This is a genomic window from Kribbella antiqua, assembly GCF_004345665.1.
GTDB classification, from domain to species: Bacteria; Actinomycetota; Actinomycetes; order Propionibacteriales; family Kribbellaceae; genus Kribbella; species Kribbella antiqua.
In genome coordinates this window covers 435,049-461,300 of sequence record NZ_SLWR01000006.1, presented here as the reverse complement: position 1 = coordinate 461,300, position 26,252 = coordinate 435,049, and the positions used below count along the sequence as shown (strand labels likewise).

26 protein-coding genes are annotated in these 26,252 nt (G+C 68.1%); 9 read left to right on the top strand and 17 right to left on the bottom strand.

Going from position 1 to position 26,252, the window contains the following annotated elements:
• Nucleotide 1 precedes the first annotated feature (1 nt).
• Nucleotides 2-832, bottom strand: coding sequence for a hypothetical protein (locus EV646_RS19970; RefSeq protein WP_132150648.1), 831 nt, complete (start codon nucleotides 830-832; stop codon nucleotides 2-4).
• Nucleotides 833-973: 141 nt separating this feature from the next.
• A complete protein-coding gene (locus EV646_RS19965) occupies nucleotides 974-2,158 on the bottom strand; it encodes a Gfo/Idh/MocA family protein (RefSeq protein WP_132150646.1) in 1,185 nt (394 codons plus the stop codon).
• Nucleotides 2,159-2,333: 175 nt separating this feature from the next.
• Between EV646_RS19965 and EV646_RS19960 the strand changes: the two genes are divergently transcribed.
• The 6 genes from EV646_RS19960 to EV646_RS40650 all read left to right on the top strand — a co-directional run bounded on the left by EV646_RS19960 (nucleotide 2,334) and on the right by EV646_RS40650 (nucleotide 8,622).
• Entirely contained in the window at nucleotides 2,334-3,161 is an 828-nt protein-coding gene (locus tag EV646_RS19960; RefSeq protein WP_132150644.1) for an SGNH/GDSL hydrolase family protein, read from the top strand.
• A gap of 10 nt (nucleotides 3,162-3,171) precedes the next feature.
• Complete coding sequence (gene rph, locus EV646_RS19955) at nucleotides 3,172-3,888, top strand: ribonuclease PH (RefSeq protein WP_132150642.1); 717 nt, start codon at nucleotides 3,172-3,174, stop codon at nucleotides 3,886-3,888.
• Nucleotides 3,885-4,490: an RdgB/HAM1 family non-canonical purine NTP pyrophosphatase gene (gene rdgB, locus EV646_RS19950; RefSeq protein WP_132150640.1), complete on the top strand. Its 606-nt coding sequence runs from the start codon at nucleotides 3,885-3,887 to the stop codon at nucleotides 4,488-4,490. The genes rph and rdgB overlap by 4 nt, the downstream gene beginning before the upstream one ends.
• Nucleotides 4,491-4,493: 3 nt before the next feature.
• On the top strand, nucleotides 4,494-5,078 hold the full coding sequence (locus tag EV646_RS19945; protein WP_132150638.1) for a hypothetical protein: 585 nt from the start codon (nucleotides 4,494-4,496) through the stop codon (nucleotides 5,076-5,078).
• 154 nt (nucleotides 5,079-5,232) lie between these two features.
• Complete coding sequence (locus EV646_RS19940; protein ID WP_132150636.1) at nucleotides 5,233-5,610, top strand: hypothetical protein; 378 nt, start codon at nucleotides 5,233-5,235, stop codon at nucleotides 5,608-5,610.
• A gap of 66 nt (nucleotides 5,611-5,676) precedes the next feature.
• Nucleotides 5,677-8,622, top strand: coding sequence for a helix-turn-helix transcriptional regulator (locus EV646_RS40650; protein ID WP_132150634.1), 2,946 nt, complete (start codon nucleotides 5,677-5,679; stop codon nucleotides 8,620-8,622).
• On the opposite strand, the gene EV646_RS19930 is transcribed toward EV646_RS40650, so the two are convergent.
• The 7 genes from EV646_RS19930 to murI all read right to left on the bottom strand — a co-directional run bounded on the left by EV646_RS19930 (nucleotide 8,566) and on the right by murI (nucleotide 15,508).
• Nucleotides 8,566-9,384, bottom strand: coding sequence for a SagB/ThcOx family dehydrogenase (locus tag EV646_RS19930; RefSeq protein WP_132150632.1), 819 nt, complete (start codon nucleotides 9,382-9,384; stop codon nucleotides 8,566-8,568). The two genes, EV646_RS40650 and EV646_RS19930, sit on opposite strands and share 57 nt — an antisense overlap.
• Before the next feature lie 11 nt (nucleotides 9,385-9,395).
• Nucleotides 9,396-11,213, bottom strand: coding sequence for a TOMM precursor leader peptide-binding protein (locus EV646_RS19925; protein ID WP_132150630.1), 1,818 nt, complete (start codon nucleotides 11,211-11,213; stop codon nucleotides 9,396-9,398).
• Nucleotides 11,210-11,473: a hypothetical protein gene (locus EV646_RS19920; protein WP_132150628.1), complete on the bottom strand. Its 264-nt coding sequence runs from the start codon at nucleotides 11,471-11,473 to the stop codon at nucleotides 11,210-11,212. Before EV646_RS19920 ends, EV646_RS19925 begins: the two co-directional genes overlap by 4 nt.
• Before the next feature lie 86 nt (nucleotides 11,474-11,559).
• Entirely contained in the window at nucleotides 11,560-12,156 is a 597-nt protein-coding gene (locus EV646_RS19915) for an acyl-CoA-like ligand-binding transcription factor (protein WP_132150626.1), read from the bottom strand.
• A complete protein-coding gene (locus EV646_RS19910; RefSeq protein ID WP_199237069.1) occupies nucleotides 12,153-13,682 on the bottom strand; it encodes a DHA2 family efflux MFS transporter permease subunit in 1,530 nt (509 codons plus the stop codon). The genes EV646_RS19915 and EV646_RS19910 overlap by 4 nt, the downstream gene beginning before the upstream one ends.
• Before the next feature lie 120 nt (nucleotides 13,683-13,802).
• Nucleotides 13,803-14,549 (bottom strand): MBL fold metallo-hydrolase, encoded by a 747-nt coding sequence (locus EV646_RS19905; protein ID WP_132150624.1) that lies wholly within the window; start codon nucleotides 14,547-14,549, stop codon nucleotides 13,803-13,805.
• Between the two features lie 155 nt (nucleotides 14,550-14,704).
• The gene (gene murI / locus EV646_RS19900) at nucleotides 14,705-15,508 is read right to left on the bottom strand and encodes a glutamate racemase (protein WP_132150622.1); all 804 of its coding nucleotides are present in this window, start codon (nucleotides 15,506-15,508) and stop codon (nucleotides 14,705-14,707) included.
• 201 nt (nucleotides 15,509-15,709) lie between these two features.
• Between murI and EV646_RS19895 the strand changes: the two genes are divergently transcribed.
• Nucleotides 15,710-16,051 (top strand): hypothetical protein, encoded by a 342-nt coding sequence (locus tag EV646_RS19895; RefSeq protein ID WP_132150620.1) that lies wholly within the window; start codon nucleotides 15,710-15,712, stop codon nucleotides 16,049-16,051.
• Nucleotides 16,052-16,078: 27 nt separating this feature from the next.
• Here EV646_RS19895 and EV646_RS19890 read toward each other — a convergent pair whose 3' ends face one another.
• From EV646_RS19890 to clpS, 7 genes are all read right to left on the bottom strand, one after another.
• Entirely contained in the window at nucleotides 16,079-17,026 is a 948-nt protein-coding gene (locus EV646_RS19890; protein ID WP_132150618.1) for a PLP-dependent cysteine synthase family protein, read from the bottom strand.
• Between the two features lie 18 nt (nucleotides 17,027-17,044).
• Nucleotides 17,045-17,323 carry a MoaD/ThiS family protein gene (locus EV646_RS19885; protein WP_132150616.1) on the bottom strand — a complete coding sequence of 93 codons (279 nt, stop codon included), beginning with the start codon at nucleotides 17,321-17,323 and terminating at the stop codon, nucleotides 17,045-17,047.
• A 3-nt stretch (nucleotides 17,324-17,326) separates the two neighbouring features.
• Nucleotides 17,327-17,782: a M67 family metallopeptidase gene (locus tag EV646_RS19880; RefSeq protein WP_132150614.1), complete on the bottom strand. Its 456-nt coding sequence runs from the start codon at nucleotides 17,780-17,782 to the stop codon at nucleotides 17,327-17,329.
• Between the two features lie 93 nt (nucleotides 17,783-17,875).
• On the bottom strand, nucleotides 17,876-18,868 hold the full coding sequence (locus EV646_RS19875; RefSeq protein WP_132150612.1) for an aldo/keto reductase: 993 nt from the start codon (nucleotides 18,866-18,868) through the stop codon (nucleotides 17,876-17,878).
• Between the two features lie 135 nt (nucleotides 18,869-19,003).
• Nucleotides 19,004-22,087 (bottom strand): isoleucine--tRNA ligase, encoded by a 3,084-nt coding sequence (gene ileS, locus EV646_RS19870; RefSeq protein WP_132150610.1) that lies wholly within the window; start codon nucleotides 22,085-22,087, stop codon nucleotides 19,004-19,006.
• Nucleotides 22,088-22,639 (bottom strand): DUF2017 domain-containing protein, encoded by a 552-nt coding sequence (locus tag EV646_RS19865; protein ID WP_132150608.1) that lies wholly within the window; start codon nucleotides 22,637-22,639, stop codon nucleotides 22,088-22,090.
• The gene (gene clpS, locus EV646_RS19860) at nucleotides 22,636-22,923 is read right to left on the bottom strand and encodes an ATP-dependent Clp protease adapter ClpS (protein ID WP_132150606.1); all 288 of its coding nucleotides are present in this window, start codon (nucleotides 22,921-22,923) and stop codon (nucleotides 22,636-22,638) included. Before clpS ends, EV646_RS19865 begins: the two co-directional genes overlap by 4 nt.
• A 106-nt stretch (nucleotides 22,924-23,029) precedes the next feature.
• On the opposite strand from clpS, the gene EV646_RS19855 reads away from it, so the two are divergent.
• Together EV646_RS19855 and EV646_RS19850 are read left to right on the top strand one after the other, a co-directional pair.
• Nucleotides 23,030-24,319: a nicotinate phosphoribosyltransferase gene (locus tag EV646_RS19855; protein WP_241996193.1), complete on the top strand. Its 1,290-nt coding sequence runs from the start codon at nucleotides 23,030-23,032 to the stop codon at nucleotides 24,317-24,319.
• Nucleotides 24,316-24,786 carry a MarR family winged helix-turn-helix transcriptional regulator gene (locus tag EV646_RS19850; RefSeq protein ID WP_132150604.1) on the top strand — a complete coding sequence of 157 codons (471 nt, stop codon included), beginning with the start codon at nucleotides 24,316-24,318 and terminating at the stop codon, nucleotides 24,784-24,786. The genes EV646_RS19855 and EV646_RS19850 overlap by 4 nt, the downstream gene beginning before the upstream one ends.
• On the opposite strand, the gene EV646_RS19845 is transcribed toward EV646_RS19850, so the two are convergent.
• A complete protein-coding gene (locus EV646_RS19845; protein ID WP_132150602.1) occupies nucleotides 24,775-26,145 on the bottom strand; it encodes a PepSY-associated TM helix domain-containing protein in 1,371 nt (456 codons plus the stop codon). The genes EV646_RS19850 and EV646_RS19845 overlap by 12 nt on opposite strands.
• Nucleotides 26,146-26,252 lie beyond the last annotated feature (107 nt).

Below are 26,252 nucleotides of genomic sequence, written 5' to 3'. Positions count from 1 at the left end.
GTCAAGCTGCGTATTCCTCGGAAGACCTCCGCAAGGGGGCGTCGCCTGGTTGGAGGCCGAATGCGGCGGCGGCTGAGACGCCGCGGATGACCAGTTCTATGAAGTTGGTGCCTGAGCTGCCGGGGATGAGGCCCGGGGTTCCCTCGGGTACGGCGGTCAGGTGGGGATAGCAGGTGACGTCGGTCAAGGTGATCGTGCCACTCGGCGTGCGGCCGGCGACCGGGAGCGAGTCGCCGACGGCGAAGCCGATCGCGTCGGGGCCGCAGTCGAACTTGCAGTTGCCGAAGTTGTCGATGACGCTGACCGTCGGCTCGTCAGCGGTCGTGATCGGTACGGCGGTTGGCGTCGAGGGCACCGGGCGGTCGTCGACGACCCATTTCGCCAGCAGTGGCAGGTACCAGAGGCTGCGGAACTGCGTATCCACAATCTTCTGGACGTTGTCGAGACCGGCCGATTCCACCACCTCGCGGACGTCGGTGAGATAGACCTCGGAGATGTGAAGCTCCCGGCGGACCAGCGACAAGACCCGCGCGTTGAAAGTGCTGGCGACGAGATGTCGCCCGTTGTGGAAATAGCAGAACGGCACACCGTTCGGCCAGTGACCGTCCCGCGGCGCGATGTTGACCAGGGTGATGGTCGGAAATCCCTGCTCACCAAGGGATTCCGTCGATCTCAAACAGTCCAGCAGGGTCAACGCGGCGAAGGATTCCGGGTCAGGTCCGTCCGCGGCGACGATTGTCGGTGTCTGACCGAACAAGGCGCCGATGCGGGTGCTCAGCCTGGCCCGGGCATTGCCGTCGGAACAGTCGGTGATGTAGGTGATCGGATACATAGCGGCTCCTGATGTTTGCAGCTGAGGACAAATGAAGAGAGGCCCCCGACACAGGAGGCCTCTCAGCTGCAAGCATCACGTGCGTACGCCGCTAGAGTCCTCCGCATCGAGGGCTCAGCATTCGCATGGCGGCGTACCTGATCACGACGGCGATGGTAGCACTTGGCCGTTGTCGAAGTAGTCGATTAACGCCGGGTCCAGGGGCGGGACGTCGATCGGAGTGCCGTTGTCGCGCAGGGATGTGGTGGCCGCGTAACCGGCGGCGACCGCGGCGCGGGCGGCGATCGGGGAGGTGAGCGTCGCGCCGCCCTCGTGGACGAAGCGAATGTACTCGCGGACCAGTCGTGGGTCGGCGCCGCCGTGACCGCCTTCGGCATCGGGGATCTCGACCACCTGGTCAGCGTCCTCGCGGTACCCGGACCGGCGGCTGTTCCACACCTTCACTACACCGCCCGGCCCGTCGCCGAAGTTCTCCAGCCGGCCCGCCGTACCGATGACGGTGTAGTTGCGCCAGTAGTCCGGCGTGTAGTGGCACTGCTGGTAGGTGAGGTAAACCCCGTTGTCCAGCAGGAGATTCGCCATCGACAGGTCCTCGACGTCCATCACCGGCGCCATCCCGGTCTGCGACAGCGGCGGCCAGTTGTCCTCGGAGACGAAGTCGGCGAACCGTTGGCCGGACCTGTCGAGACGGTCCTCGATCCCGCCGTACAAGGTCAAACCGCCGAAGGCGTTCGCACGAGTCGTGTAGCCGCCCGCCAGCCAGTGCATCACATCGATGTCATGAGCACCTTTCTGCAACAGCAGACTGGTGGTACGGCGACGATCCGCGTGCCAGTCCTTGAAGTAGTAGTCGCCGCCGTGGCCGACGAAGTGCCGGCACCAGATCGCCTTCACCTCACCGATCGCGCCGGACTGGATGAGATCCCGCATCGTCTGTACGACGGGCATGTGGCGCATGTTGTGGCCGACGTACAGCCGGGCCCCACTGTCGTACGCCGCCTGGAGAACCCGGTCGCAGCCGGTCGTCGTGATCGCCAGCGGCTTCTCCACGAACACCGAAACCCCGGCCCGGAGGAAGTCGATCGCCGGATCCTCGTGCAGGTCGTCCGGGGTGGTCAGGAAGACACCGTCCAGCTTCAGGTCGAGCAGCTCGGTGTAGTCGGCGTACGTCGTCGCGTCCGGGTACTGCTCCCGCGCCGCGTCCCGTTGGGCCGCGACCGGGTCGGCGAGAGCGACGATCTCGGACCCTTCGCCGGGCTGATGTGCGTGCTGCGCGATGCGGCTCCGGGCGCCGAGTCCCACCACACCGAACCGTAGGTCAGTCATTTCGCTCCTGCACATAGTTGTTTGCAACACACTAACTCCGAGCATTTCCGCCACTCAATGCCCATCCCTCCAGGTGGGATCGAGCGCCGGTGGCACCTAGTGATCGTCCGGTGTTGACCGAGTGGTCACCCAGGCAACACCGGCGGCTCGACCGGTCCGGTCACCATGGCGGAATGTGAGCCTCCACTATGTGGCACTGGGGGACTCGACCACCGTGGGTGTCGGGGACCCGATGAATGGCAGCAGTACGACCGACCTCTCCGGTGCCGGCGCGCGCCCGGGCGAAGGGTGGCGAGGCTGGGCCTCGCTGCTCGCCGATGCCCTGGCCAGCTCCCACCGTGTGACGTTCTCCAACTTCGCGACCAGCGGTGCGACGGCGCCGATGGTCGCGACCGAGCAACTGCCCGAGACCGGCTCCGGTCCGATCGACATCGCCTCGCTGATCGTCGGTGTCAACGACACCCTGCGCTCCACGTTCGACGCCGGCCGGATCCGCGACTGCCTGCAGCTGTGCGCCGAGGAACTGACCGCCCGCGGCGCCCTGCTGCTCACCGTCCGCTTCCACGATCACGGTCAGGTCTTCGGCCTGCCGTCCTGGCTGCGCCGGCCGCTGTGGCAGCGCATCGAACAGGTCAACCTCGCGTACGACGATCTGCACGCGAGGTACGGCGGGATCCGGCTGGACATGGCCGACTACCCAGAGGTCTACCGGCGGGACTTCTGGAGTATCGACCGGCTGCATCCGGGTGAGCGCGGGCATCGTCGGCTGGCGCGCTCGTTCGCCGACGAGTTGGCTCGGCGCGGGCTGCGGATCGCCGTACCGCCTGAACTGGACTGCGCGTCCAAGCCGCCGAGCAAGTGGGCGGACACGGTGTGGCTGGTCCGCGAAGGCGTGCCGTGGCTCGGGCGACGGGCCGGCGACCTGACTCCGTGGGCAGCCCGGATGGCCGTGAGCCAGCTTCGCCCGGCGACCAATGCGGAGGTGCAGCGCGTCGAGGCATAGGGTCTGAGGCATGGCTCGTATCGATGGACGTAGTGCGGATCAGCTTCGGCCGGTGACCTTGACGCGGCAGTGGCTCGACCACGCCGAAGGGTCGGTGCTGGTCGAGTTCGGCCGGACCCGGGTGCTGTGTGCGGCGAGTGTGACCGAGGGCGTGCCGCGGTGGCGGAAGGGCTCCGGGCTCGGCTGGGTCAGCGCGGAGTACGCGATGCTGCCGCGATCGACCAACACCCGCTCCGACCGCGAATCGGTGAAGGGCCGGATCGGCGGCCGGACGCACGAGATCTCCCGGCTGATCGGGCGTTCGCTGCGGGCCGTGATCGACTACAAGGCGCTCGGCGAGAACACCATCCTGCTGGACTGCGACGTCCTCCAGGCCGACGGCGGCACCCGGACCGCCGCGATCACCGGCGCGTACGTCGCCCTCGCCGACGCCGTGAGCTGGCTGCGCGACCGCAAGCTGCTGAAGAGCGAGCCACTGACCGGCTCGGTGTCCGCGGTCTCGGTCGGCATCATCGACGGCACCCCGATGCTCGACCTCTGCTACGAGGAGGACGTCCGGGCCGAGACCGACATGAACCTGGTGATCACCGGCGAGGGCAAGTTCATCGAGGTGCAGGGCACCGCCGAGGGCGCGCCGTTCGACCGCGCCGAGCTGGACAGCCTCTTGGAGCTCGGTACGGCGGGATGCCTGGAGCTGACCAAGCTTCAGCAGGAGGCGTTGTCGTGAGCAAGGTGTTGCTTGCCTCGAACAACCAGAAGAAGCTCGAGGAGCTGCGCCGGATCCTGACCCCGATCGTCCCTGGGATCGAGGTGCTCGGGCTCGGCGACGTACCGCCGTACCAGGAACCGGCCGAGACGGAAGCGACGTTCGAGGGCAACGCGTTGCTGAAGGCGCACGCGGCGCTGGCGTCGACCGGGTTGCCGTCGATCGCGGACGACAGCGGCATTTGCGTCGACGCGCTGAACGGGATGCCCGGCGTACTGTCCGCGCGCTGGGCCGGGCCGGCGAAGGACAACCACGCGAACAACCTGCTGCTGCTCGGGCAGTTGGAGGACGTGCCGGACGAGCGGCGCGGCGCCTCGTTCGTCGCAGCCGTCGCGTTCGTCCGCCCGGACGGGGAGGACGAGCTCGTCCTCGGCGAGATGCGCGGCTCGGTCATCCGCGAGCTCCGCGGCTCCGGCGGTTTCGGGTACGACGTACTGTTCCAGGCCGACGGGTACGACCGGACCACGGCGGAACTGTCGATCGAAGAGAAGGACGCGATCAGTCACCGGGGCAAGGCGTTGCGCGCGCTGGCCCCGATCGTCGCGAAGGCGCTGGGAGGCTAGACCATGTTGTTCGCCGGATCGGATCGCGACGGCGTCGCCGAGGGCCGCATCACCGCGGCGTACCGGCGCTGGGCCGAGGCCCGGGTGGTCGAGGGGCGGATCTACCGCACCAACGCCGGCCGGATCGAGATCGACAGCGTCCGGGAGGTCAACCCGGACCTGATCGCCGACAGCGACGCCGACGTCGCCGCCGCGGACCGCCGCAACGCCAAGGACGTCCGCCGCCGCCTGCGCGGCACCGAGGAGTGGCCGACCTTCCTGGTCAAGTTCCACCTGGTCGAAGGCCCCGACCCCCGCGACGAACTCGCCGCCCAGTCGACCTTGTCACCCGCCGACCTCGAGGACCTCAAGGCCCGGCTGGCGAAGTTCGACGAGTTCAGCAACCAGGGCCCCTGGACCACCGACACCCTCCGCCTGATCCAATCCAAACCCGCCACCCGAGCCGCCGACCTGGCCGCCGCCCTAGGCCGCGAAACCGCCCCCTTCAAACTGGACGTCCGCAAACTGAAAAACCTGGGCCTCACCTACAGCCTCGAGGTCGGCTACGAACTAACCCCGCGCGGCACGGCCTACCTGAACTCGCTCTGAACCTACCGTCCGGCCTGGGCGCAAACGGAAGCGTGATCATGATCTGAGGGGTTTTGCGGGGGTTCTGAGGGGTTGGTTGCGATGTGGGTGGGTGGGGTGAGGGCTGACGGTGAGAGCAAGCGGCGATTCGGCCGCAGGTCTCACTGGAGGAATCATGAACCGCAAGTGGTCAGCTCTCGCACTGTCCGCAGTCGCGATGGGTGCCGTCGCCGTCAGCGCGACTGAGGCATCGGCCGGTCCGAAGGACCCGGCAGGATCGTCGGGGGTCGTGCTGGTGGATCCGCCCAATTGGCCGGACGAAGGCTCCGGCTACCCAGGGTCCGGTACTGCGACCCCGGAGTACAACTACCCGAACTACGACCCTAAGTACGAAGTGGCTCGTGTGGCCCCGGCGCCGTCTGCCTCGGTGGCGAGCTCGTCGGACGACACCGCTGCGACTGTGCTGCAGGCTGGTGCCTCCGCCCTCGGTGGTGCCGGAGTCGCCTTCGGTGCGATGTGGCTGTTCCGCCGCCACCACCGGCTGGCCGGCTAGTCAGGAGGGGGTGCCCGCTGCCCGGCGTGCTGCCGTGCGCCGGACAGCGGGTGCAGACTGGGTGATGTGGGAGGGGGACCAGCCACCCGCTCACCCGGTATCGCCGGTCGCGTCGAGGAACGGGGAATCCTGGGAGCGGCGATCCGGGGAGCCGCCGAAGGACAACCATGTGCGGTCTTCGTGCACGGCGAGGCCGGCGTGGGCAAGACCCGTCTGGTCAGAGCCGTCTGTGACGACGCCGTGAAAGCCACCGTCTTGTGGGGTCGGTGTGTCCGCTTCGGCGCGGTCGATTCGCCGTACGGTCCGCTGGTCAACGCGTTGGAGGGCTGGGTCGAGTCGGCCGAGCCCCATGAACTGACCGAGGTACTCGACGCCGTTCCCGCCGCGGGTCAGCTGTTGCCGGCGCTAGGCGGTCACCATGAGGTCCGGCTCCTGTCAGTCGTCGACGGCTTGGTGATGGCGATCGCCAGGCAGCGGCCGACGATTCTGGTCGTCGACGACGTGCAGTGGGCCGATCCGGCCTCCCGCGACGCGCTCGCCTATCTGGTCGCCGGGTTCCGCAGCCAGCGGCTGGCGATTCTGGCGACGTATCGCGATGAGGAACTCGGCACCGGTCACCCGATGCACAGCTGGCTGGCGGATCTGCGCCGGCTCCCGTCGGTGACCGACGTACGGCTGGACCGGCTGAGCTGGGACGAGACCGAGCAACAGGTCGCGATGCTGCTGGGTGATCGTCCTCGCCGCGGGCTCGTGGATGCCGTCGTACGGCGGTCCGACGGCAATCCCTATCTCAGTGAACTGCTCCTCGAGGGAGTGAGCGTGACCGCCGACGAACTGCCCGCTGATTTGCCGGCCGAGCTGTCGGGAGCCTTGCTCGCGGCCTGGCACCGGCTGTCGGCGCCGGGGCGTGAGGTCATGCGGCTGCTGGCGGTCGCGGGTCGGCCGTCGTCGATCGACGATCTGCGGGAGGTCGCCGCATCGGCCGGGATCGGTCCTGATGCGGTGACGCGTGCGCTGGCCGAGGCGGTGAACACAGGGATGAGCGTGGCGCAGGGTGCGGACTTGTGCTGGTTCCGGCACCCGTTGGTCGCCGAGGTTCTGTACGCGACCTTCGTCCCCGGCGAGGCGGAAACAGTGCATGCCGCGTGGGCCAAGGCGCTCGCGTCGCGCCCGGCGACGGGCCTCGACGAGGTCCAGCGGCAAGGCGACCTTGCGCTGCATTACGAGGCCGCGCGTGACCTCGAATCCTGTCTCGAGGCGTCGCTGCGAGCAGCTGATCTCGCGAGCGGGATCAAGGCCCGGCGCGAGGAGGCCGTTCATCTCCGCCGCGCGGCACGCTTGTGGCCGATAGTCCACGGCAGTGACGCCGAGGAGGTCGGCCTGCTGGAGCGGGTCGCGCGATCCAACGCCCTGGTCGGCGACGGCGAGGCCAGCTTCCAGGCGTGGAGCCGCGCGCTCGAACTCGTCGACGAGCGTACCGATCCCCTGCGGGCCTGCCGGCTGCTGCGGCGATGGGCGGACTCTGCCTTTGCGACCGGCCGAACCAGCGGGCGACCGATCGCCGAGGCCGAGCACGCGGTCGAGCTGAGCCGGGCGTTTCCGGACAGCGAGGAGTACGCCGACGCACTGGCGTTCCTCAGCTGGTGTCAGTGGTGGAACAACGAACTCGAGCTGTCCGGGAAGTACGCCGAGGAGGCGGTGCAGGCGGCTCATCGGTCGGGATCCAACGTGGCGCTCAGTCTGGCGTACGCCGTCCGCGGGAACGCCGACATTCACGGCGAGCGCTCCGACACCGACACCGCCACCGGCCTGCGATTCGCCGAGCTCACCGGCGATCCGGAACTCATCTGGCGGATGCTGGTGATCCGCCACAACTACCTGACCCGTCGTGGCCGACTGCTGGAATGCATCGAGCCGATCAAACGATTTCTCGCCTTCGCCCTCGACGAAGGAGCACTGTCGGTCGCGGTCTTCGCCGCCGGCCTGCTGTCCCATCACCTCCTGATGTTCGGACGCTTGCCGGAAAGCGCCGAGGTCATCCGCGAAGGCCTGTCCCTGGCCGGTCTCCCGAACGCCGGCGCCATGGCCCGGCTGAGCGCGGCCTCGTTGTCGGTGCGGCAGGGAAACGCGGACGTCGCGGGCCTGCACGTGCAGCGCGCCGAGGAGCTGATGCCGGGACTCGAGAACCGAACGGGCCTCTTCGCGCAGCCTGTCCTGGCCGAGTACCTGATCGCCACCGGCCGCCCCGAGCAGGCCCTCGACATGCTGTCGCGAACGATCGGCACGCAGTACGTCGATACTCGCGACGCCGATGAGCTGCTCGTCTGGGGAGCACGCGTCGCAGCCGATCTGATGGAGGCCGCCCGGGACCGCCGTGAAGCCGTCGGATCGATCCACGCGGCGTACGACGAACTTCTGTCAGCGCGCCGGCGGATGCAGCCGCAGCCCTTCGAGCTCGGCGGGCCCGACGACCTGATCCAACCGGCGATGCAGGCGCTGTTCACGGCGGAGACCGCGCGGTACAAAGCTCAGTCGCCCACCTCCGCGCAGTGGGAGGACGCCGTACGGCGATGTGACACGGCGGGACTGCTGTGGGATGAAGCGGTCGCCTCCCTCCGGTGGGCCCAGGCGTTGCTCGACGAGGGCAGCTCACGAGCCGTTGTCGCCGTACCGCTGAGGTCCGCGCATCGGTTCGCGGTCCAGGCCGGCGCGAATCCCTTGCGGCAGCAGGTCGAGGCGTTCGCCGCTCTCTGCGCCATTCCGCTCCAGGAGCCGACCCAACCGTCGCCACCGGAGACCCCGGGGCCGCTGCGTTCGCTGACGAAGCGCGAGCAGGAGGTGCTGTCCTACCTCGTGGCCGGCCGGACGTACGCCGAGATCGCCAAGGCGCTCTTCATCAGCGAGAAGACGGTCAGCGTGCACGTGTCAAACCTGCTGCACAAAACCGGGACGTCGTCACGTCGCGAGGTGGCTGCCCTCGCCGTCAGACTCGGACAAACCCCGAGGAACTAACCGGCCGAGCGCGCGGCGGGCGGTGCGGTCGGCGGACGCCGGTCGGCCGACTGCCACGCCGTACAGAACGATCTCGGACTCGCTGTCGAGCTGCAGCAACCCCGACAATTCGTCATCGAGGAAGCCACCGAGATTGACGGCTCCCAGGTCGAGCCCGGTCGCCGCCAGGACAAGGTTCTGCGCCACGTGCCCCGCTTCCAGCAACAGGTAGCGGTAGCCGCGGTCGCCGTACTTGACCAGGCTGCGCGCACAAACGGCGGACAGCACCAGTACGACGGCTGCCTCGGCCGCCCATGGCTGGTCCAGGAACAGGTACGTGACTTGCGACGCCGGTACGACGCCCTTGCAGACCAACTCAAGGCCGTCTGCGAGTGGCACGTAGTGGTAGATCCCGGCGGGCAGATCGTCGACTGAGCGCACAAGGAGGCTGAGTTCGAGTGGGTACAGCCCTCCGGCGGACGGCACCGCTCGGTCGACCACGTAGAGCGGGCCGTCGTCGGTCACGCCGGTGGCGCCGTACGCGATCCTTAGCAGCGTGGCGAGCTCCGGGAAGCTGATCGGCCGGTCGCCGAACGCGCGGCACGACACACGGTCGCTGACCAATTCGGCCAATGGCCTGTCGAGCCGTACCCCCGGCGGCAAAGGGATCCACGGTGCAGTCGGGTCCTCCCGCCCTGGCTGCGGCGTCGAGACCACCTCAGGGGTCAACGACCGAGCGGTGCCTCGATGGTAGGTCCAGGCCAACGGATGATCGGTGGTCATCGGGCTGTTCCTTACGCGAGTGGGTGCGGCACGAGATTGAGCTCGTCCAGCCGCGCGGGCCGCGATCGCAGCCCGATCCGGGCCGGCATCTCCAGCAAGCGGGATCCGCCGAGCCTCGCCTGACTCGCACCGAACCAGATCGGCACGAACCCTGGCACCACAGCGCGCACCACCTGGACCCCCACACCGGCGACATCCGGCGGCGTGACATCCACCGCGAGTACGTCCGGCGCCACCTCGGCGACTGATCGGACCAGCGACTGAAGGTTGCCATCAGCAAGTTTTGTCGGCCACGGCTCGCGCGGACACTCGCGGAGGAATTGCAGTCCGGCGGCGGACGGGTCGGCGTACAGCAAATCGTGGTCGTCAAGCGTCGCAACCTTGGACGGCGAGGCTGCCAGCTCGGCCATCCGCGCCCGGACAGCGGGGAACCGGAGTCGGCTGCGCAGCAGCGGGCGCACCTGCGCTGCCTCCAGTACGGCGGCCCTCGCGGCAGCAACCGGGTCCAGCGCGGCGGCGACCCCGATCACGGCGGCCGGTGCCCGGGAGGACCATGCAACGGCGAGGGCGACGGACGCTGCGGTGTCTGTCGGGAGCAGATGCACCATCAGCTCGACGCCACGCCGTGCATGGGTCGCGGCGATCGCGCGTACCTGTTCTTCCGGGACGTCGGCGGCCGCCACGCGTCGGCCGGGCAGCTGATGCGACCAGGCGATCATGAAAGCGTCCCGCTCGATCACCTCGAGCAACGCTCGCAGCGTCGCGCCGGCCTTGCCCTGGCCGGCCGCGAACCCGTTCGAGGTGGCGGGGAACAACGGGACCGGCGGCCGGTAGCCCAAATGCGTTGCCAGCAAGGGGATCCAGACCTCCTCTCCCGTCACCAACGACTCTGCGGGCACCCATTCGAGCTCGGTTTCCGGCCGCCACGGCTGAAACGGCAGCTCGTCGTACTGATGGTCGGCGAACAGCACGAGCTGTTGCGGATGCAGCCCGGGCCGGTCCAGTCCGTCGTACGTCGAAGTGATCTTGCGCTCGGGTTGCCAGGTCATCGCGGCGTAGCGCTCAAGGGCCTCGCCGAGCGCGCTGTCGCGTGCCTCGGTCAGCGTCCAGCCCTTGCCCGAGCAGGACACGAAGGGGTTGGTGGCTGTGCGGAAGTGGGAGTTCGCCAGCTCGGCGCGGACGATGTACGGCCGCTCGGGCTCGTCGACGTCTTTCGGTATCACCTCCAGCACGCGGACGACGCCGCAGAGTCGATCGACCGCTTGGTGGAAGTCTTGAGGTCCGACCGGCCGGCGGTGCTTTGCGCACGCTGGGCAGTCGGGGCGTGGCACAACCGGATGCAGCTCCTCGGCGCCGCTCACCGCGTCGAGAGTCAGCACACCACTGGACAACCGCCGTACGTCGGTCATTGCGTCGGTCACCATCGGCAGCAGGGCCGGCAGCAGCGGTTGCTCCGCGGCCTCCCGGTGGGCAACGAGATTCTCCTCGAGGGCCATCGCCGTAGCGAAGTCCTGTTCGCAGGCCAGCGCGCGCATCCGCCAGCAGAGGTAGCACGGGCTCTCGCCGGGGATCACCAGCGGACCGATGGTTGCCCTCGAGCCACGCAGCGCGACGTGCAGCGTCGGCACACCTAATCGCAGCCCGACCGTGTTGACCCACGAATGGACGACCGGAAGCCCACCGTCATCGACCGCAACGACGAGATCCGCACCGGCCATCACCGCCGGCAGTTCGTCACGCTCCCGCGGGTACGGCACTCGTAGTACAGGGCCGGCCAGCGCATCCGCGCGCCCGATGAGAACAACCCCTCGCTTTGCTGGGGAGTTCATTCGCCAAGGTTTGCGAACCGCTGTATGGCGCCGGCGTCGTACTCGCCGAGGGTCCCCTGCCCCTCGGAAGTCTCGAAGATGCCCATCATCGCGCAGCGCACCACGCCCGGCAGCGGACCACCGGACCGGAACCTCGGGTCGAACGCGAGGATGTCGCGGACTTTGACGTAGGCCCGCCACTCGTCGTCCGTCACCGTCTCCAGTTGGTCCCGCATGCGCTGGACCCGCTCCTTGAGTTCCTCCAGCTCCGGAATCGGCATAGCTCCCCCTCCCCACCTTCTTCGAGTATCGACCGCTGCGATGTGGTGTCAACCCAAGTCGTCGCGGAGAGCCTCCGCGGGTTCTTCTAAGACAGCGGCAGGCCGGCGGCGAGGTGGGCGAAGGCTTGGTCAATGGTCCGGAGGTAGTCCGGCATCCGGGCCTCCCCGCTGATCTCGTACGTCGCCATCACCACGCCGATGACTGCGCCGGCCCACGCTCGTACGGCGAAATCGTCAGACGATCGGCCGACGCGTTCGGCGGCGAGTTCGGCGAGCAGGTCGATGCCGGCGTACAGCTGATCGAGCATCCGGGCCCGGAGTTCAGGAGCATTGAGGACGAGCTGCTGGCGTTGGGATTCCAGGTCCCACTCGTCCTCGGACAAGGTCTCGAGGCTGGCCCGGAGAGTCGCCCGCAAGGCCTCGGTCGGGTTCAGCTCGGGCGGCTGGGCCCGGAAGAGGTCGATCATCACCGGGTCGAGCCGGTCGAAGACGACGGTGTCCTCCTTGGTCGGGAAGTACCGGAAGAACGTCGCCGGCGACACCTCGGCCGCGGCCGCGATCTCCTGCACCGTCGTCTCGGCATACCCCTGCTCGTGGAACAGCCGCAGTGCGTGCTCCTGGATGGCCGCCCGGGTCTTCGCCTTCTTCCGTTCGCGCAGCCCGACCGGCTTCTCCTTCGTCATGGCTTGATTGTGACAACTTCCGCCGTACCGTCGGCGACTGACACGGCCGAGCGGCGCGGGAGGTAGGCGATGGCGAGCAGCAGGCCGAGTACGGCGACCGCGCAACAGGTCCACAGCGTCGAGTTCATGCCGTGCACGAAGGCGTTTCGGGCGGACTCGGTGAGCGACGGCGAGCCGACCTTCGTCGCGACAGCGACTGCGCCGGACGCGCTGTCCCGGGCCGCGTCGGCGACCGCGGGCGGCAGGCCGGTGACGTCCAGCCTGTCCCGGTACGCCGAGTTCAGCACCGTGCCGAGGATCGCGACCCCGATCGTGCCGCCGACCTGGCGCAACGCCTGGATCAGGCCGGAGCCCGCTCCACTGCGTTCGGTGCTCAACGCCCCGGTCGCCAGCTGCATCACCGGAGGCAGCGTGAATCCGATGCTGAGCCCGACCACGCTCACCCAGATCGCCGCGTAGCCGTAGCTGTCGCCTGTGTCGGTGAAGGCGCCCATCGCGAGACCACCGAACATCAGCACGAACCCGACCGCCACAGTCACGCGAGCGCCCATGGCGACGACGAGCCGCTCAGCCAGCTTGGACCCGACCAGCAGACCACCGATGATCGGCAGCAACCGCAGCCCCGTCTGCAGGGCGTCGACCCCTTGGACCGCCTGGAACAGCTGCGGCAACACGAACAGCAACCCCATCAGCGCAAACGACGCGACGGTCGCCAGCACCGTGCCCCAGGTGAACTCGCGCGACCTGAACAGACTCAGGTCCACCAACGGATCCGCAGCACGCGTCTGCCACACGCCGAACGCGGCCAGCACCACCACGCCGAGCGCGATCCCGCCGAGCGTCAACGGATCACCCCATCCACGCTCCCCAGCCGACACGAACCCGTACGTGAGCGCCACCAGCCCCGCCCCCGACAGCCCGATTCCCAGTACGTCGATCCGCCCGGACCGGTGACCACGAGTCGCCGGAACAAGCAGCGCCACGGCCACTACACCGACCACCACCAGCGGCACGTTGATCAGAAAGATCGATCCCCAGCGGTAGTTGTCCAGCAGCCAGCCGCCGAGCACCGGTCCCAGCGGGATGCCGAGCGAGTTGGCCATCACCCACGTCGTGATCGCGCGGCCGCGCTCCTCCGGCGCGAACAGCACGTTGATCAGCGACATCGACAACGGGATCAGGAACGCCGCCCCGATCCCGAGCCCGGCGCGGAACGCGATCAACTGGCCCGGCGACGTCGCGAACGCACACGCCGCCGACGCCGCCCCGAACATCACCAGCGCCCCGACCAGCAACCACTTCTGCCCGAACCGGTCCCCCAACAACCCGGCCGGCAGCAGCAGCGCCGCGAGGACCAGCGTGTACGCGTTCGCGAACCACTGCAGCTGACTGATCGACGCGTCCAGCTCGGTCGCCAACGTCGGCAGCGCCACGTTGAGCACGGTCAGATCCAGTCCGACCACGATCAGGCTGACGGACATGGCTCCCAGCGCCCACCACCGGCGCGGGTCGGGTGCGGTCTCCATCACGAATCCTTTCTGAGAGCAACTCTCAAATTAGAGTAGATCTCAGAATCTCGAAATGTCCAGCCCGCACAACAAAGCGCCGGTACGACGATCACGTCGTACCGGCGCTGATGCGGCAGGTCAGATGTCGAAGACTGCGTTCGAGGTGGCGAGCTCGACCGGGCCGGGGAAGGTGCGGCGGGCGCCTTCGGCCTGGGTCTCGCGGTTGAACCACGGCGGCACGTGAGTGATGACGAGGCGTTTGACGCCGGCCTTCTTCGCGTGTTCGCCGGCGTCGGCGGGAGTCATGTGCAGGTCGGGCGGGTTGTCCGGGTCGTTGTCCTGCAACGCCGCCTCGGACAGCAGCAGGTCGGCGCCGCGGGCCAGTTCGATCAGCGCCTCGTTCGGGCCGGTGTCGCCGGTGTAGACGAGCGATTTGTTGCCATGCTCAACGCGGATCGCGTACGCCGGGACCGGATGCGCCATCGGCGCGGTCCGGACGGTGAACGGCCCGATCTGCTGAACTTCCTGCCAGGTATGGAACTCCAGCTCCTCCTCCATGCCCGGATCCTGCGGCAGGTCGTAGGCCAGCGCCATCCTGGTCGCCGTGTCGGGCGGACCGAAGACGGGGATCCGCGGGATCGGTGACTCAGGTGCGTACTTGGCCGAGACGTAGAGGCCGCACAGATCCATGCAATGATCAGGATGCAGGTGGGACAGGCCGATCGCGCCGATCTCAGGTACGGCGAGATACCGCTGGAGCGAGCCGAGCGCGCCACTGCCGAGGTCGAGGATCAGGTTGAACCCCTCGGCCGTGACCAGATAGCTCGAGGCGGCCGAGTCCGGCCCGGGGAGCGACCCGGAGCAACCGATCACGGTGAGCTTCATAGCTGGAACATTACCGGCGGGTTGCCGCCTTCGCAGGAATGCCGGTGGCGCCACGGAGCGGCGGATTCGGTTGCCTGGCAGTGATTTCGCCCACGTTCCGTCCGGACCCGGTGCCGATGACAACGATGTTCGTTGGCCGGCCGCAACACCATGGCTCAGCGGATCCAGGCGAACTGGTCGACGCCGGAGATGACCGGACCGAGGAAGCGGGAGCCGATGGCGGCGAACTCGGCCGGGTTCCCGGTGGTGACGAACCGGTGCTGCGGCGCCGGCAGGTCGTCCGGCCGGAGCAGCCCGGTCTTGGTGAGGACGCCGTACACGTCCTTCGCGCACTCCTCGGCGCTGCTGACCAGGGTGACGTTGTCACCCATCACGTACGAGATGACGCCGGTGAGCAACGGGTAGTGCGTGCAGCCGAGGATCAGCGTGTCGACGCCGGCCTCGACCAGCGGGTCTAGGTACTCGTGCGCGGCCTCGAGCAGTTCGGGACCGGACGTCACGCCGGACTCGACGAAGTCGACGAACTTCGGGCAGGCGCGGGTGAACAGCTCGACCTGCGGCGCGGCGGCGAACCCGTCCTCGTAGGCGAGCGAGGCCGCGGTCGCGCGGGTGCAGATCACACCGACGCGCTGGTTCCGCGTCGCGGCGACGGCTCGGCGGGCGGCGGGCAGGATCACCTCGACCACGGGTACGTCGTACCGCTCGCGGGCATCCCGCAGCATCGCCGCACTGGCGGAGTTGCAGGCGATCACGAGCATCTTCACGCCGGCCTCGACCAGGTGGTCGAGGCATTCGAGCGCGTACTCGCGGACCTCCGCGATCGGCTTGGGCCCGTACGGCTGTCGCGCAGTGTCACCGAGGTACAGGATCGGCTCGTGCGGCAACTGATCGAGCACCGCCCGGGCGACCGTGAGCCCCCCGAACCCCGAATCGAAGATCCCCACCGGTGCATCCGCCACGGCTGAAGCTTATCCGGCGTACGACGATCGCCCGTACGCGGCTGTGGACAAGTCCGGCTTCGGGCAGTGTTGAAGGGAGGCTTGCCTAAGTCAGCGAAACGACACGCCGGGGTTATCCACATCTTTACTCTCTGGAGTTGCCTTTTCGCGTGACGCGCGCCACTCTGGAGCGATGTTTCTTGAACCGCCCCCTGTGACGCCATGAACCTGGCGCATCACATCGCGGTGATGCTGAGCACCACCGCCGCTCCGAATCCGCAACCGAGCAACGCTGCTGGTCAGGCTGCGGACACGCACAGCACCGTCGGAGACATCGCCGCATCCCTGGGTCCCACCGGGATGCTGCTGGTGTTCGGCCTGGCGGTCTTCGCCCTGTACGTCATCTCGCTGTCCCTGCACCCGAATGCCAAGTGCAACCGGTGCAAGGGCATGGGACGGCACCGGGGTTCGCTGTTCAGCTACGCCACTCGCCCCTGCAACAGCTGCAAGGGCCGTGGCACCCACCCACGACTCGGACGCAAGGTCCTGTTCAAGCAACCGTAGGCGGAGATGACGTAAAACAACGGGGATTCAGGCCCACAATTGGCCTTCGAGGCGGTCCTCCGCCTCGTCGATGGTGCCCTCGTAGGCACCGGTCGACAGGTACTTCCAGCCGCCGTCGGCGACGACGAACGCGATGTCCGCGGACTCGCCCTCCCGGACACACTTCGCCGCCTGCCCGAGCGCGGCGTGCAGGATCGCGCCGGTGGAGATACCGGCGAAGATGCCTTCGTTGTCGAGCAGTTCGCGGACCCGGCGGACCGCGTCTCGCGGCCCGACGGAGAACCGCGCGTCGATGAGGGTCGCGTCGTACAACTCCGGCACGAAGCCTTCGTCGAGGTTGCGCAGACCATAGACAAGTTCGCCGTACCGGGGTTCGGCCGCGACGATCCGGACCTCGGGCTTGTGCTCGCGGAAGAAGCGGCCCGCGCCCATCAGCGTGCCGGTGGTGCCGAGGCCGGCGACGAAGTGGGTGACGGAGGGAAGGTCGGCGAAGATCTCGCGCGCGGTGCCGTCGTAGTGCGCGGCCGCGTTCGACGGGTTGCCGTACTGGTAGAGCATCACCCAGTCGGGGTGCTCCTCCGCGACCTGCTTGGCCACCCGGACGGCCTCGTTCGAACCACCCGCGGCCGGGGAGGAGATGATCTCGACACCCCACATCCGCAGGATCTGCCGGCGCTCCTCGGAGGTGTTCTCCGGCATCACGCAGACCATCCGGTAGCCGCGCAGCTTGGCCGCCATCGCGAGCGAGATACCGGTGTTGCCCGAGGTCGGCTCGAGGATGGTGTTACCGGGCCGCAGCCGGCCGTCCTTCTCGGCGTCGAGCAGCATCCGGAGCGCGGCCCGGTCCTTGATCGAGCCGGTCGGGTTGCGGTCCTCCAGCTTGGCCCACAGCCGTACGTCGGCCGACGGGGACAGCTTGGGCAGCCCGACCAGCGGCGTACCGCCGACCGAGTCCAGCAGGCTGTCGAAACGCATCGTCAGTCCTTTTTGTGGTCAGCCGCCGGCGACGGCAGGCAGTACGACGACCACGTCGCCGTCCTTCAGGCCGGTCTTCAGCCCACCGGTGAAACGGACGTCCTCGTCGTTCACGTAGACGTTGACGAACCGGCGCAGCTCCTCCGGCTCACCCTCGACGATGCGCTCCTTGAGTCCGGTGTGGACGCCGTTCACGTTGTCGATGAACTCGGCCAGCGTGGTGCCGTCCCCGTTCACCGCCTTCGCTCCGCCGGTGTACGTGCGCAAGATCGTCGGCACGCGCAGCTCGATCGCCATATCTCAGCTCTCTCCTTCTGTTTCCTGATAAGAACCAACCACGCGCACTTCTTCTTCCACGACCTCGCCGTCGATGATCCGGTACGAGCGGAACTCGACCGGCCCGTCGTACGACGGTGAGTCCGCGCCGTCGCGCGTCGACACCAGCACGTAGTGCGCGCCGGGCTCCTGCGCCAGGTTGATGTCGGTGCGGGACGGATAGGCCTCGGTCGCGGTGTGGGAGTGGTAGATCACCACCGGCTCCTCGTCCCGCTCGTCCATCTCCTTGTACAACCGGAGCAGATCCCCCGAGTCGAACTCGTAGAACGTCGGCGACATCGCCGCATTGAGCATCGGCACGAACCGCACCGCCCGATCGGACCCCTCCGGCCCCGCAACCACCCCACACGCCTCATCCGGATGATCCCGCCGAGCGTGCGCGACGATCGCGTCGTACGTCACCTGTTCGATCACCAACACACCACAACCGTAGATGCCAGCCCGACGTCCCCCTGACGACCGCCAGGTCTGTCCGCATACTGGAATGGCGCAGCACGGTGGCTTCGGTCGCGCTTACCAGCGGTTGTGGATCTGGGGGCGGATCAGGTCGTCGTAGGTCTGCTGGACGGCGGCGAGTTGGTCTTCGGTGAGGGGCGATAGGTCGGCGGCGGCGACGTTGGCGGCTACTTGGGCTGGGTTGCGGGCGCCGGGGATGACGACGGTTACGCCGGCCTGGTCGAGGATCCAGCGGAGGGCGAATTGGGCCATGCTGGCGCCGGTGGGGAGCGCGGGGATGAGGCGGCGGACGGCTTCGAGGCCGGTGGTGAAGTCGACGCCGGAGAACGTCTCGCCGACGTCGAAGGACTCGCCGTGGCGGTTGTACGTGCGGTGGTCGTCGGCCGAGAAGGTGGTGTTCTCGTCGTACTTGCCGGACAGCAGACCGCTGGCGAGGGGGACGCGGGCGATGATGCCGACGCCGGCCTCGCGGGCGGCCGGGAGCACCTCGTCGAGCGGCTTCAGCCGGAAGGCGTTGAGGATGATCTGGATCGACGCCACGTTCGGGCGCGCGATCGCGGTCAGCGCCTCGGCGCAAGTCTCGACCGACACCCCGTACGACGCGATGCGGCCCTCGTCGACCAGGGCGTCGAGCGCGTCGAAGACCGCGTCGGTCGAGTACACCGGGGTCGGCGGGCAGTGCAACTGGACCAGGTCGATGGTGTCGACGCCGAGGTTCTCCCGGGATCGGTCGTTCCAGGCGCGGAACGCGTCGAGGTTGTAGTTCGACGGGATCTGCTCCACCCGGCGACCCATCTTCGTCGCCACGGTCAGATCGCCAGATCCGTTGGACACAGTCTCCTTCAGGATCTGACCCACCAACCGTTCGCTGCGGCCGTCGCCGTACACATCCGCGGTGTCGATGAACGTGACACCGGCGTCGACGGCGGCATGCAGTACCGCGAGCGCATCGCGCTCGTCCACCTCACCCCAGTCCGCCCCAAGCTGCCAGGCACCCAGCCCGACAACCCCAACGTCCCGCCCAGTCCGACCAAGCCTCCGCGTCTCCATGGCGCCCAGTCTCCCCCACGCGGACTCCCACCACTCGCCAAGTCCCTCGGTAGCAGAACTCCCCAGACCAACAGGCCGACCCTGCTCGGCAAGTACGGACGCCACAACGGACCGCAGGTCCTTGGAACCGGTCGGCTAGTGGGACGCTCGCTCAATGGTCACGGTTAGCTCCGGGCCTTCGGCAACCGCGACGCCGACAGCCAGTGTCTCGTCCATGATCAGGTCGCGATGCGCCTCGACCGCCGCGAGCACGTCCGGAGAGGCGGTCAAAGAGAGCCGCATCCGGTCGGCCACCTCCAGGCCGGCATCGCGTCGTGCCTGCTGCACGGCGCGGACCACGTCCCGCGCCGTCCCCTCGGCCGTCAACTCAGGCGTGATCGTGGTGTCCAGTACGACGAACCCGCCGCCGCTCAGCAGCCCACTCGCCGTACCGCCCTCGGCAAGGGTCGTCTCCAACGTGTACTCATCCTCGGCCAACTCGATGCCCCCGGCAATAACGCGGCCGTCCACAGCAGACCAGTCGCCCGACTTCGACGCCTTGATCACCGTCTGGACGTCCCGCCCGAGTCGCGGCCCCGCCGCCCGCGCGTTCACCGTCAGCCGCTGCGACACCGGCGCGTCCACTTCATCGACCGACGCGAGTACGACGTCCCGGACGTTGACCTCGGCCTGGATCAACGGCACCAGAGCCCGCAACCCCGAGGCGTCGACCGTTGCCACCGTCAACGACTGCAACGGTTGCCGGCCACGGATACCGGATGCTTTACGGATCGACGACGCGACCGAGCACACCTCACGAACCCGATCCATCCGCGCCACCAGCTCCGGATCGTCCGGCAGGTCCTCAACGACCGGCCAGTCCGTCAGATGCACCGACCGCCCACCGGTCAGACCGCGCCAGATCTCCTCCGCCGTCAGCGGAAGCAGCGGCGCCACCGTCCGCGCCACCGTCTCGAGCGCGGTGTAGAGCGTGTCGATCGCCTCCGCCGAGCCCGCCCAAAAGCGGTCCCGCGATCGCCGGATGTACCAGTTCGTCAGCACCTCGACATAGCCCAGGACCGACTCGCACGCCGACGCGATCTCGTACCGATCCAGCCGCCCCTGCACCTCATTGACGAACACCCGCAGCTTGGCCAGCAGATACCGATCGAGCAAGTCCGGTGAGTCGACCGATCGACGCGCCTCGCGCCCGGCCGCGTTCGTGTAGAGCGCGAAGAAGTACCACGCGTTCCACAGCGGGATCAGCACCTGCCGGACCCCGTCGCGGATGCCTTCCTCGGTGACGACCAGGTTCCCGCCGCGCAGGATCGGGCTCGCCATCAGGAACCAGCGCATCGCGTCCGCGCCGTCCCGGTCGAACACCTCCGACACGTCCGGGTAGTTCCGCAGCGACTTGCTCATCTTCTGCCCGTCGCTGCCGAGCACGATCCCGTGGCTCAGGCACGACGAGAACGCCGGCCGGTCGAACAGCGCCGTCGACAGGATGTGCAGCGTGTAGAACCAGCCGCGGGTCTGGCCGATGTACTCGACGATGAAGTCACCCGGGAAATGGTGCTCGAACCACTCGGTGTTCTCGAACGGGTAATGCACCTGCGCGAAGCTCATCGACCCCGAGTCGAACCACACATCCAGTACGTCGGGCACCCGCCGCATCGTCGACTTGCCGGTCGGATCGTCCGGATTCGGCCGGGTCAACTGATCGACGTACGGGCGATGCAGGTCGGGCACCGGTACGCCGAAGTCGCGCTCCAACTCCTCGATCGACCCGTACACATCGATCCGCGGATACGCCGGATCGTCCGAACGCCAGACCGGGATCGGGGAACCCCAGAACCGGTTGCGGCTGATCGACCAGTCCCGCGCGTTCGACAGCCACTTGCCGAACTGCCCGTGCTTCACGTGCTCCGGCACCCAGGTGATCTGCTCGTTCAGCTCGACCATCCGGTCCCGGAACCGGGTCACCTCGACGAACCAGCTCGACACCGCCTTGTAGATCAGCGGATTCCGGCACCGCCAGCAGTGCGGATAGCTGTGCACGTAGCTGTCCTCGCGCACCAGAGCGCCGGCCGCCCGCAGATCCCGGATGATCGGCCGGTTCGCCTCGAAGACGTGCATTCCCTGGTACGGCGGCACGACGGACGTGAACCGGGCGCCATCGTCGACGGTCAGCAGAGTCGGGATCCCGACCGCTTCACAGGCGAGCTGGTCCTCCTCGCCGTACGCGGGAGCCAGGTGGACGACGCCCGTACCTTCGTCGGTGGTGACGTGCTCGGCCGCGATCACCTTGAACGCCTCGCCGGTCCCCCACACCTCGGCATCGGCGAAGAAGTCGAACAGCGGGGTGTAGCGACGCCCGATCAGCTCGGCGCCTTTGAGCCGTCGTACGACGTCCGTGAAGCCATATGCGGCGAGTCGCGCCTCGGCCAGGATCGTCGGGCGACCATCCACCTCGACCACTGCGTAATCGACCTCCGGGCCGACCGCCATGGCGAGGTTGCTCGGCAGGGTCCACGGCGTGGTCGTCCAGGCGAGCAGGCGCTCGCCGGTCTCCAGCTCGACCGCGACCGTGACGGACGGGTCCTGGCGCTGCTGGTAGACGTCGTCATCCATCCGCAGCTCGTGGTTCGACAGTGGTGTCTCGTCGTTCCAGCAGTACGGCAGGACGCGGAGCCCTTCGTACACCAGGCCCTTGTCGTAGAGCGTCTTGAACGCCCAGATCACCGACTCCATGTAGTCGCGGTTGAGCGTCTTGTAGTCGTTGTCGAAGTCGACCCAGCGGGCCTGGCGGGTGACGTAACTGCGCCACTCGCCGGTGTACTTCATCACCGACGTACGGCAGGCCTCGTTGAACTTCTCGATCCCGAGCTGAAGGATGTCCGCCTTCGTCTTCAGCCCGAGCACCCGCTGCGCCTCCAGCTCAGCCGGAAGCCCATGAGTGTCCCACCCGAACCGCCGCTCCACCCGGCGCCCGCGCATGGTCTGGTACCGCGGTACGACGTCCTTGACGTAGCCAGTCAGCAGATGCCCGTAATGCGGCAACCCGTTGGCAAACGGCGGCCCGTCGTAGAACACGAACTCGTTAGCGCCCTCATCCCCCGCAGCCCGCTGCTCGATGGACGCCTGAAACGTCCCATCCTTCTCCCAGTACGCGAGCACACGCTCTTCAAGCGCCGGAAAGTCAGGGCTGGCGGTCAGTCGGCCGGTCTTGGGGTAAGTCACTTACCGCATGTTATGCAAGAGCGCGGACTGCAGGTATCCGAGCCAGTCGTACAGGTCGTACGTCAACCGGCGAGGGTCGTCGTCGGGGAGTTTTTCCCAGGTGGCGTAGTCGTCTTCTTCTTTGATGTCGAGGCGGGTGCCGATGGCCAGGCGGAGGTCGTTGATTGCGCGGAGCCAGGCGAGTTGCTCGTCCGGTTCGAGGGCGATCTCGTCGGCGCCGGACTCCTCGAGCGCCGACAGGACCCGCTTGGCGTCGCCGACCTTGCCCTCGCGCAGGCCGCGCTCGGTGAAGCGGCGGAACTCCGCCGACGCCTGGTCGTCCTCCGAGTACGCGTCCGGCAGCAGCCGCCGCAGTACGACGTCCTCCGGCGGCGAGGTCGGGCCGTCGCTGTCGAGCAGGGCCGCGAGCGGGTCCGAGGACTCGGTCGCGCGCGGCGGCATCCCGTCGTACAGGAGCTCGACCAGGTTGCGGAGGAGGTTCGCCAGGATGTCCGCCTCGTGCTCGGCGAAACTGACGACGACGGTCTTGCGGCGCTTGCGGAACCGCGTCACGACTTCTCGCAGGTGGCCCACAGGCCGTAGGTGTGCATCGCCTCGACGTCGCGTTCCATCGCCTCGCGGTTGCCGTTCGACACGGCCGACTTGCCCTCCTGGTGGACCTGCAGCATCAACTTCTCCGCCTTCTCCTTGGAGTAGCCGAAATAGGTCTGGAAGACGAACGTGACGTAGTCCATCAGGTTGACCGGATCGTTCCAGACGATCGTCACCCACGGTGGGCTCAGCTCGATCGCCTCGTCGACCTCGGGGCTCTCGAGTTCGCTGGGTGCGGTGCTCACCTGTCCATTCTCTCCATCATCGGTTCTCGGTTCGCAATAGGCTGCCTATGTGACAGACGCAGTGACGGACTCGACAGCCCTCCTGACCGACCACTACGAGCTGACCATGCTGCAGGCCAGTCTGGCCGACGGCACGGCGCAGCGCCGCTCGGTGTTCGAACTCTTCGCCCGCCGGCTGCCGGACGGGCGCCGGTACGGCGTGCTCGCGGGCGTCAACCGCCTCCTCGACGCGCTCGAGCGGTTCCGCTTCGACGAGCCGGCGATCGCCTTCCTGGCCGATCGGGGCATCGTGGACCAGGCTACCCGCGACTGGCTGGCGGACTACCGGTTCACCGGCGACATCTCCGGCTACGCCGACGGAGAGATCTTCTTCCCCGGCTCGCCGGTGCTGGTGGTGGAGTCGAGCTTCGCCGAGGCGGTGCTGCTGGAAACCGTGTTCCTGTCCATCCTGAACCACGACTCCGCGGTCGCCTCGGCGGCCTCCCGGATGACCTGGTGGGCGGGTGGGCGGCCCTGTATCGAGATGGGCTCCCGCCGGACCCACGAAGCAGCCGCGGTCGGTTCGGCGCTGGCGGCGTACATCGCGGGCTTCACCGCGACCTCGAACCTGGAGGCCGCCCGCCGGTACGGCATCCCCAGCACCGGTACGGCGGCGCACGCGTTCACCCTGCTGCACGACCGGGAGCGGGACGCGTTCAGCTCCCAGGTCGATGCCCTCGGCAAGGGAACCACGCTGCTGGTGGACACGTACGACGTGGCCGAGGCGGTCCGAACGGCGATCGACATCACCGGTCCCGAGCTCGGCGCGGTCCGGCTCGACTCCGGTGACCTGCCGTCGCTGGCCGGCCAGGTCCGCGAGCAACTGGACTCGCTCGGCGCGACCAAGACGCGGATCATCGTGACCAGCGACCTGGACGAGTACCAGATCGCCGCGCTCGCACCGGCGCCGGTGGACGGGTACGGCGTCGGGACGTCGCTGGTGACGGGTAGCGGATACCCGACCTGCGGGTTCGTCTACAAGCTGGTCGCCCGGGAAGACGCGGACGGGAGACTGATGCCGGTGGCGAAGAAGAGCCCGGACAAGATCTCCATCGGCGGCCGCAAGTGGGCGCTGCGGCGCCGATCGGCCGCGGGGGTCGCGGAGGTCGAGCTGATCGGCGTGGGCGAGCCGCCGGCCGACGACGGCGACGACCGCGAGCTGCTGAAGCCGCTGGTCGAGGGCGGCAAGATCGTCGGCCGCACCACCCCGGCCGAGGCGCAGGCCCACCACCTGAAGGTCCGCGACGAGCTCCCCCGCTACGCCAGCCAGCTGAGCCGCGGCGAGCCCGCCATCCCGACCGAATACATCGGCGACTACGACGCCCGCAACCCGTTCCTGCCCCGGAGCCACACATGACGACCGACCAGACGCAGTGGCCGCTCGAGGCTCCGGCCAGTGGAGCCGACGTCCTGGTGGCGCTGCGGTTCGCGGATCGGGCGGCCCGGAAGGCGGTCAGTGAGGAATTGGCCGGCACCGGGCTGCATACCGGCCAGGAGCTCGTGCTGGCCAAGCTCCTGCACCTCGGGTCGCTGCCGGTCGCGAAGCTCGCCAAGGTGCTGGACGTCGAGGTCCCGACCGCGACCAAGACCACTCAGCGGATGGAGGCGGCCGGCCTGGTCCGCCGGGTGAAGAACTCGACGGACGCGCGCCAGGTGAGTATCGAGCTGACCGAGCGGGGGACGGAGCTGGCCCAAACGGTTCAGGAGGTCTTCGACCGGGCCGGCCGGCGGGCGCTGTCCGCGCTCACGCCCGAGGATCGCCGGGTGCTCCGCAACCTGCTCTGGACCATCACGACGACCCTCGAACCCGATTCACACGAGTAGTTCCTCCGCGTCGCGCTCCTCCTCAGGTGCCACGGCCGGCTTCCGCCACTTGAGGAAGCCGATCGCCAGGTCGACGACCACGAAGGCCGCCAAGCTGATCCCGGACAACGGCAGGAACAGCCCCACCCCCACCGCGAGGGCGAGCAGCGCGACGACCGCGAGTACCGGGATCTCCCGCCACGCACCACGCCGAGCCGGGCGACCAAAACGCAGGACGTGACCGCGCGTCGGCCGGCGCAACCACCACATCCGGTAGCCCCAGATCACCATCGCCACGATCGTCCCGGCGACGATCAGCAGCAGGATCTGGTTGACCAGCCCGAAGAGCAGGCCCATGTGCGCGTCAATCCCCCACCGCGAGAGCTTCGCCGCCAGCGGATAGTCGGCGAACCGTACGACGTCGACCACCTTCCCCGACATCGGATCGACCGCCACCGCGTCGGCCTGCGTCGGCCAGGCCTTCCCGATCTCCTGGACGACGAACGACGTACCGGCCTTCTTCGGCGCCGCGATCTCCAACGGCCCGTCCAGCTGGGCCGAGCGCGCCGACTCCAGCGTCTGGTCCCACTCGTCGACCGCCGGGTCGACCTCACCACCGGGCATGGTGTGGCCCTCGTGACCGGCGTGGTCCGCATCGGAGAGCGCCGTACTGACCGCGGGAGTCTTCCAGTCCAGCGAGGCGCGCAGCTCAGACACGTTCTCCCCGGCGTACCGCGACCACGTGAGCCCGGTTGCGGACAGGAACAGCATCCCGACGATCACCCAGGTCCCGAGGACTGCGTGCCAGGACAACGTACGGCGTCGCGCGCTGCCGGCCCGCTCGATTCGCCAGCGGGATCCAGTACGACGCCCCGTCCACCACAGCACCAATCCGGCGAGGGCGACCAGCCACAACCACGACGCCGCCAGCTCGCTGTAGATGCGGCCCGGCTCACCGAGATGCAGGCTCCGGTGCAGATTCGACAACCACGTCCGGAACGGCAACGCCCCACTGGAGCCATAGGCAACCAGTTCGCCGGTGACCGCGGCGTTGCCCGGATTCACGAACACAGCAAGGCGTTCCGACTCACCAAGCCCGGGCACGTCGAACAGCACCCGGGTGGTGTCGCCCGGCCCGGCCGCCGGCCGCACGGCGAGAAGCGTGCCCTCCGGCTGGCGCTCCCGGGCAGCCTCCACCTGCTGGCTGATCGGAGCCGTCGTACCGGAGCTCTCCACGAACATCGTGTCGCGGTACAGCGCATTCTCGATCTGCGGCGCCAGCGCATACAGGAACCCGGTCAATGCCGTCAGCAACAGAAACGGCCCGACCAGAATCCCCGCATAGAAATGAAGCCGTACCAACAGCGGCCGGAAAGACATGGGACACCTCTCAGGACGGAGCGTCAACGATCCGAAACACCCAGTCACTGTGGCGTACCCCCATTGCCCCCAACAACCACTGCGGTTGCTTTCAGATTTCCGTTTGC

Coding starts and splice junctions, on each gene's coding strand:
- EV646_RS19970 (WP_132150648.1), bottom strand. CDS start 832: ATGTATCCGATCACCTACATCACCGACTGTTCCGACGGCAATGCCCGG.
- EV646_RS19965 (WP_132150646.1), bottom strand. CDS start 2,158: ATGACTGACCTACGGTTCGGTGTGGTGGGACTCGGCGCCCGGAGCCGC.
- rph (WP_132150642.1), top strand. CDS start 3,172: ATGGCTCGTATCGATGGACGTAGTGCGGATCAGCTTCGGCCGGTGACC.
- EV646_RS19945 (WP_132150638.1), top strand. CDS start 4,494: ATGTTGTTCGCCGGATCGGATCGCGACGGCGTCGCCGAGGGCCGCATC.
- EV646_RS19940 (WP_132150636.1), top strand. CDS start 5,233: ATGAACCGCAAGTGGTCAGCTCTCGCACTGTCCGCAGTCGCGATGGGT.
- EV646_RS19930 (WP_132150632.1), bottom strand. CDS start 9,384: ATGACCACCGATCATCCGTTGGCCTGGACCTACCATCGAGGCACCGCT.
- EV646_RS19925 (WP_132150630.1), bottom strand. CDS start 11,213: ATGAACTCCCCAGCAAAGCGAGGGGTTGTTCTCATCGGGCGCGCGGAT.
- EV646_RS19920 (WP_132150628.1), bottom strand. CDS start 11,473: ATGCCGATTCCGGAGCTGGAGGAACTCAAGGAGCGGGTCCAGCGCATG.
- EV646_RS19915 (WP_132150626.1), bottom strand. CDS start 12,156: ATGACGAAGGAGAAGCCGGTCGGGCTGCGCGAACGGAAGAAGGCGAAG.
- EV646_RS19910 (WP_199237069.1), bottom strand. CDS start 13,682: ATGGAGACCGCACCCGACCCGCGCCGGTGGTGGGCGCTGGGAGCCATG.
- EV646_RS19905 (WP_132150624.1), bottom strand. CDS start 14,549: ATGAAGCTCACCGTGATCGGTTGCTCCGGGTCGCTCCCCGGGCCGGAC.
- EV646_RS19895 (WP_132150620.1), top strand. CDS start 15,710: ATGAACCTGGCGCATCACATCGCGGTGATGCTGAGCACCACCGCCGCT.
- EV646_RS19890 (WP_132150618.1), bottom strand. CDS start 17,026: ATGCGTTTCGACAGCCTGCTGGACTCGGTCGGCGGTACGCCGCTGGTC.
- EV646_RS19885 (WP_132150616.1), bottom strand. CDS start 17,323: ATGGCGATCGAGCTGCGCGTGCCGACGATCTTGCGCACGTACACCGGC.
- EV646_RS19875 (WP_132150612.1), bottom strand. CDS start 18,868: ATGGAGACGCGGAGGCTTGGTCGGACTGGGCGGGACGTTGGGGTTGTC.
- EV646_RS19855 (WP_241996193.1), top strand. CDS start 23,030: ATGCTGCAGGCCAGTCTGGCCGACGGCACGGCGCAGCGCCGCTCGGTG.
- EV646_RS19850 (WP_132150604.1), top strand. CDS start 24,316: ATGACGACCGACCAGACGCAGTGGCCGCTCGAGGCTCCGGCCAGTGGA.
- EV646_RS19845 (WP_132150602.1), bottom strand. CDS start 26,145: ATGTCTTTCCGGCCGCTGTTGGTACGGCTTCATTTCTATGCGGGGATT.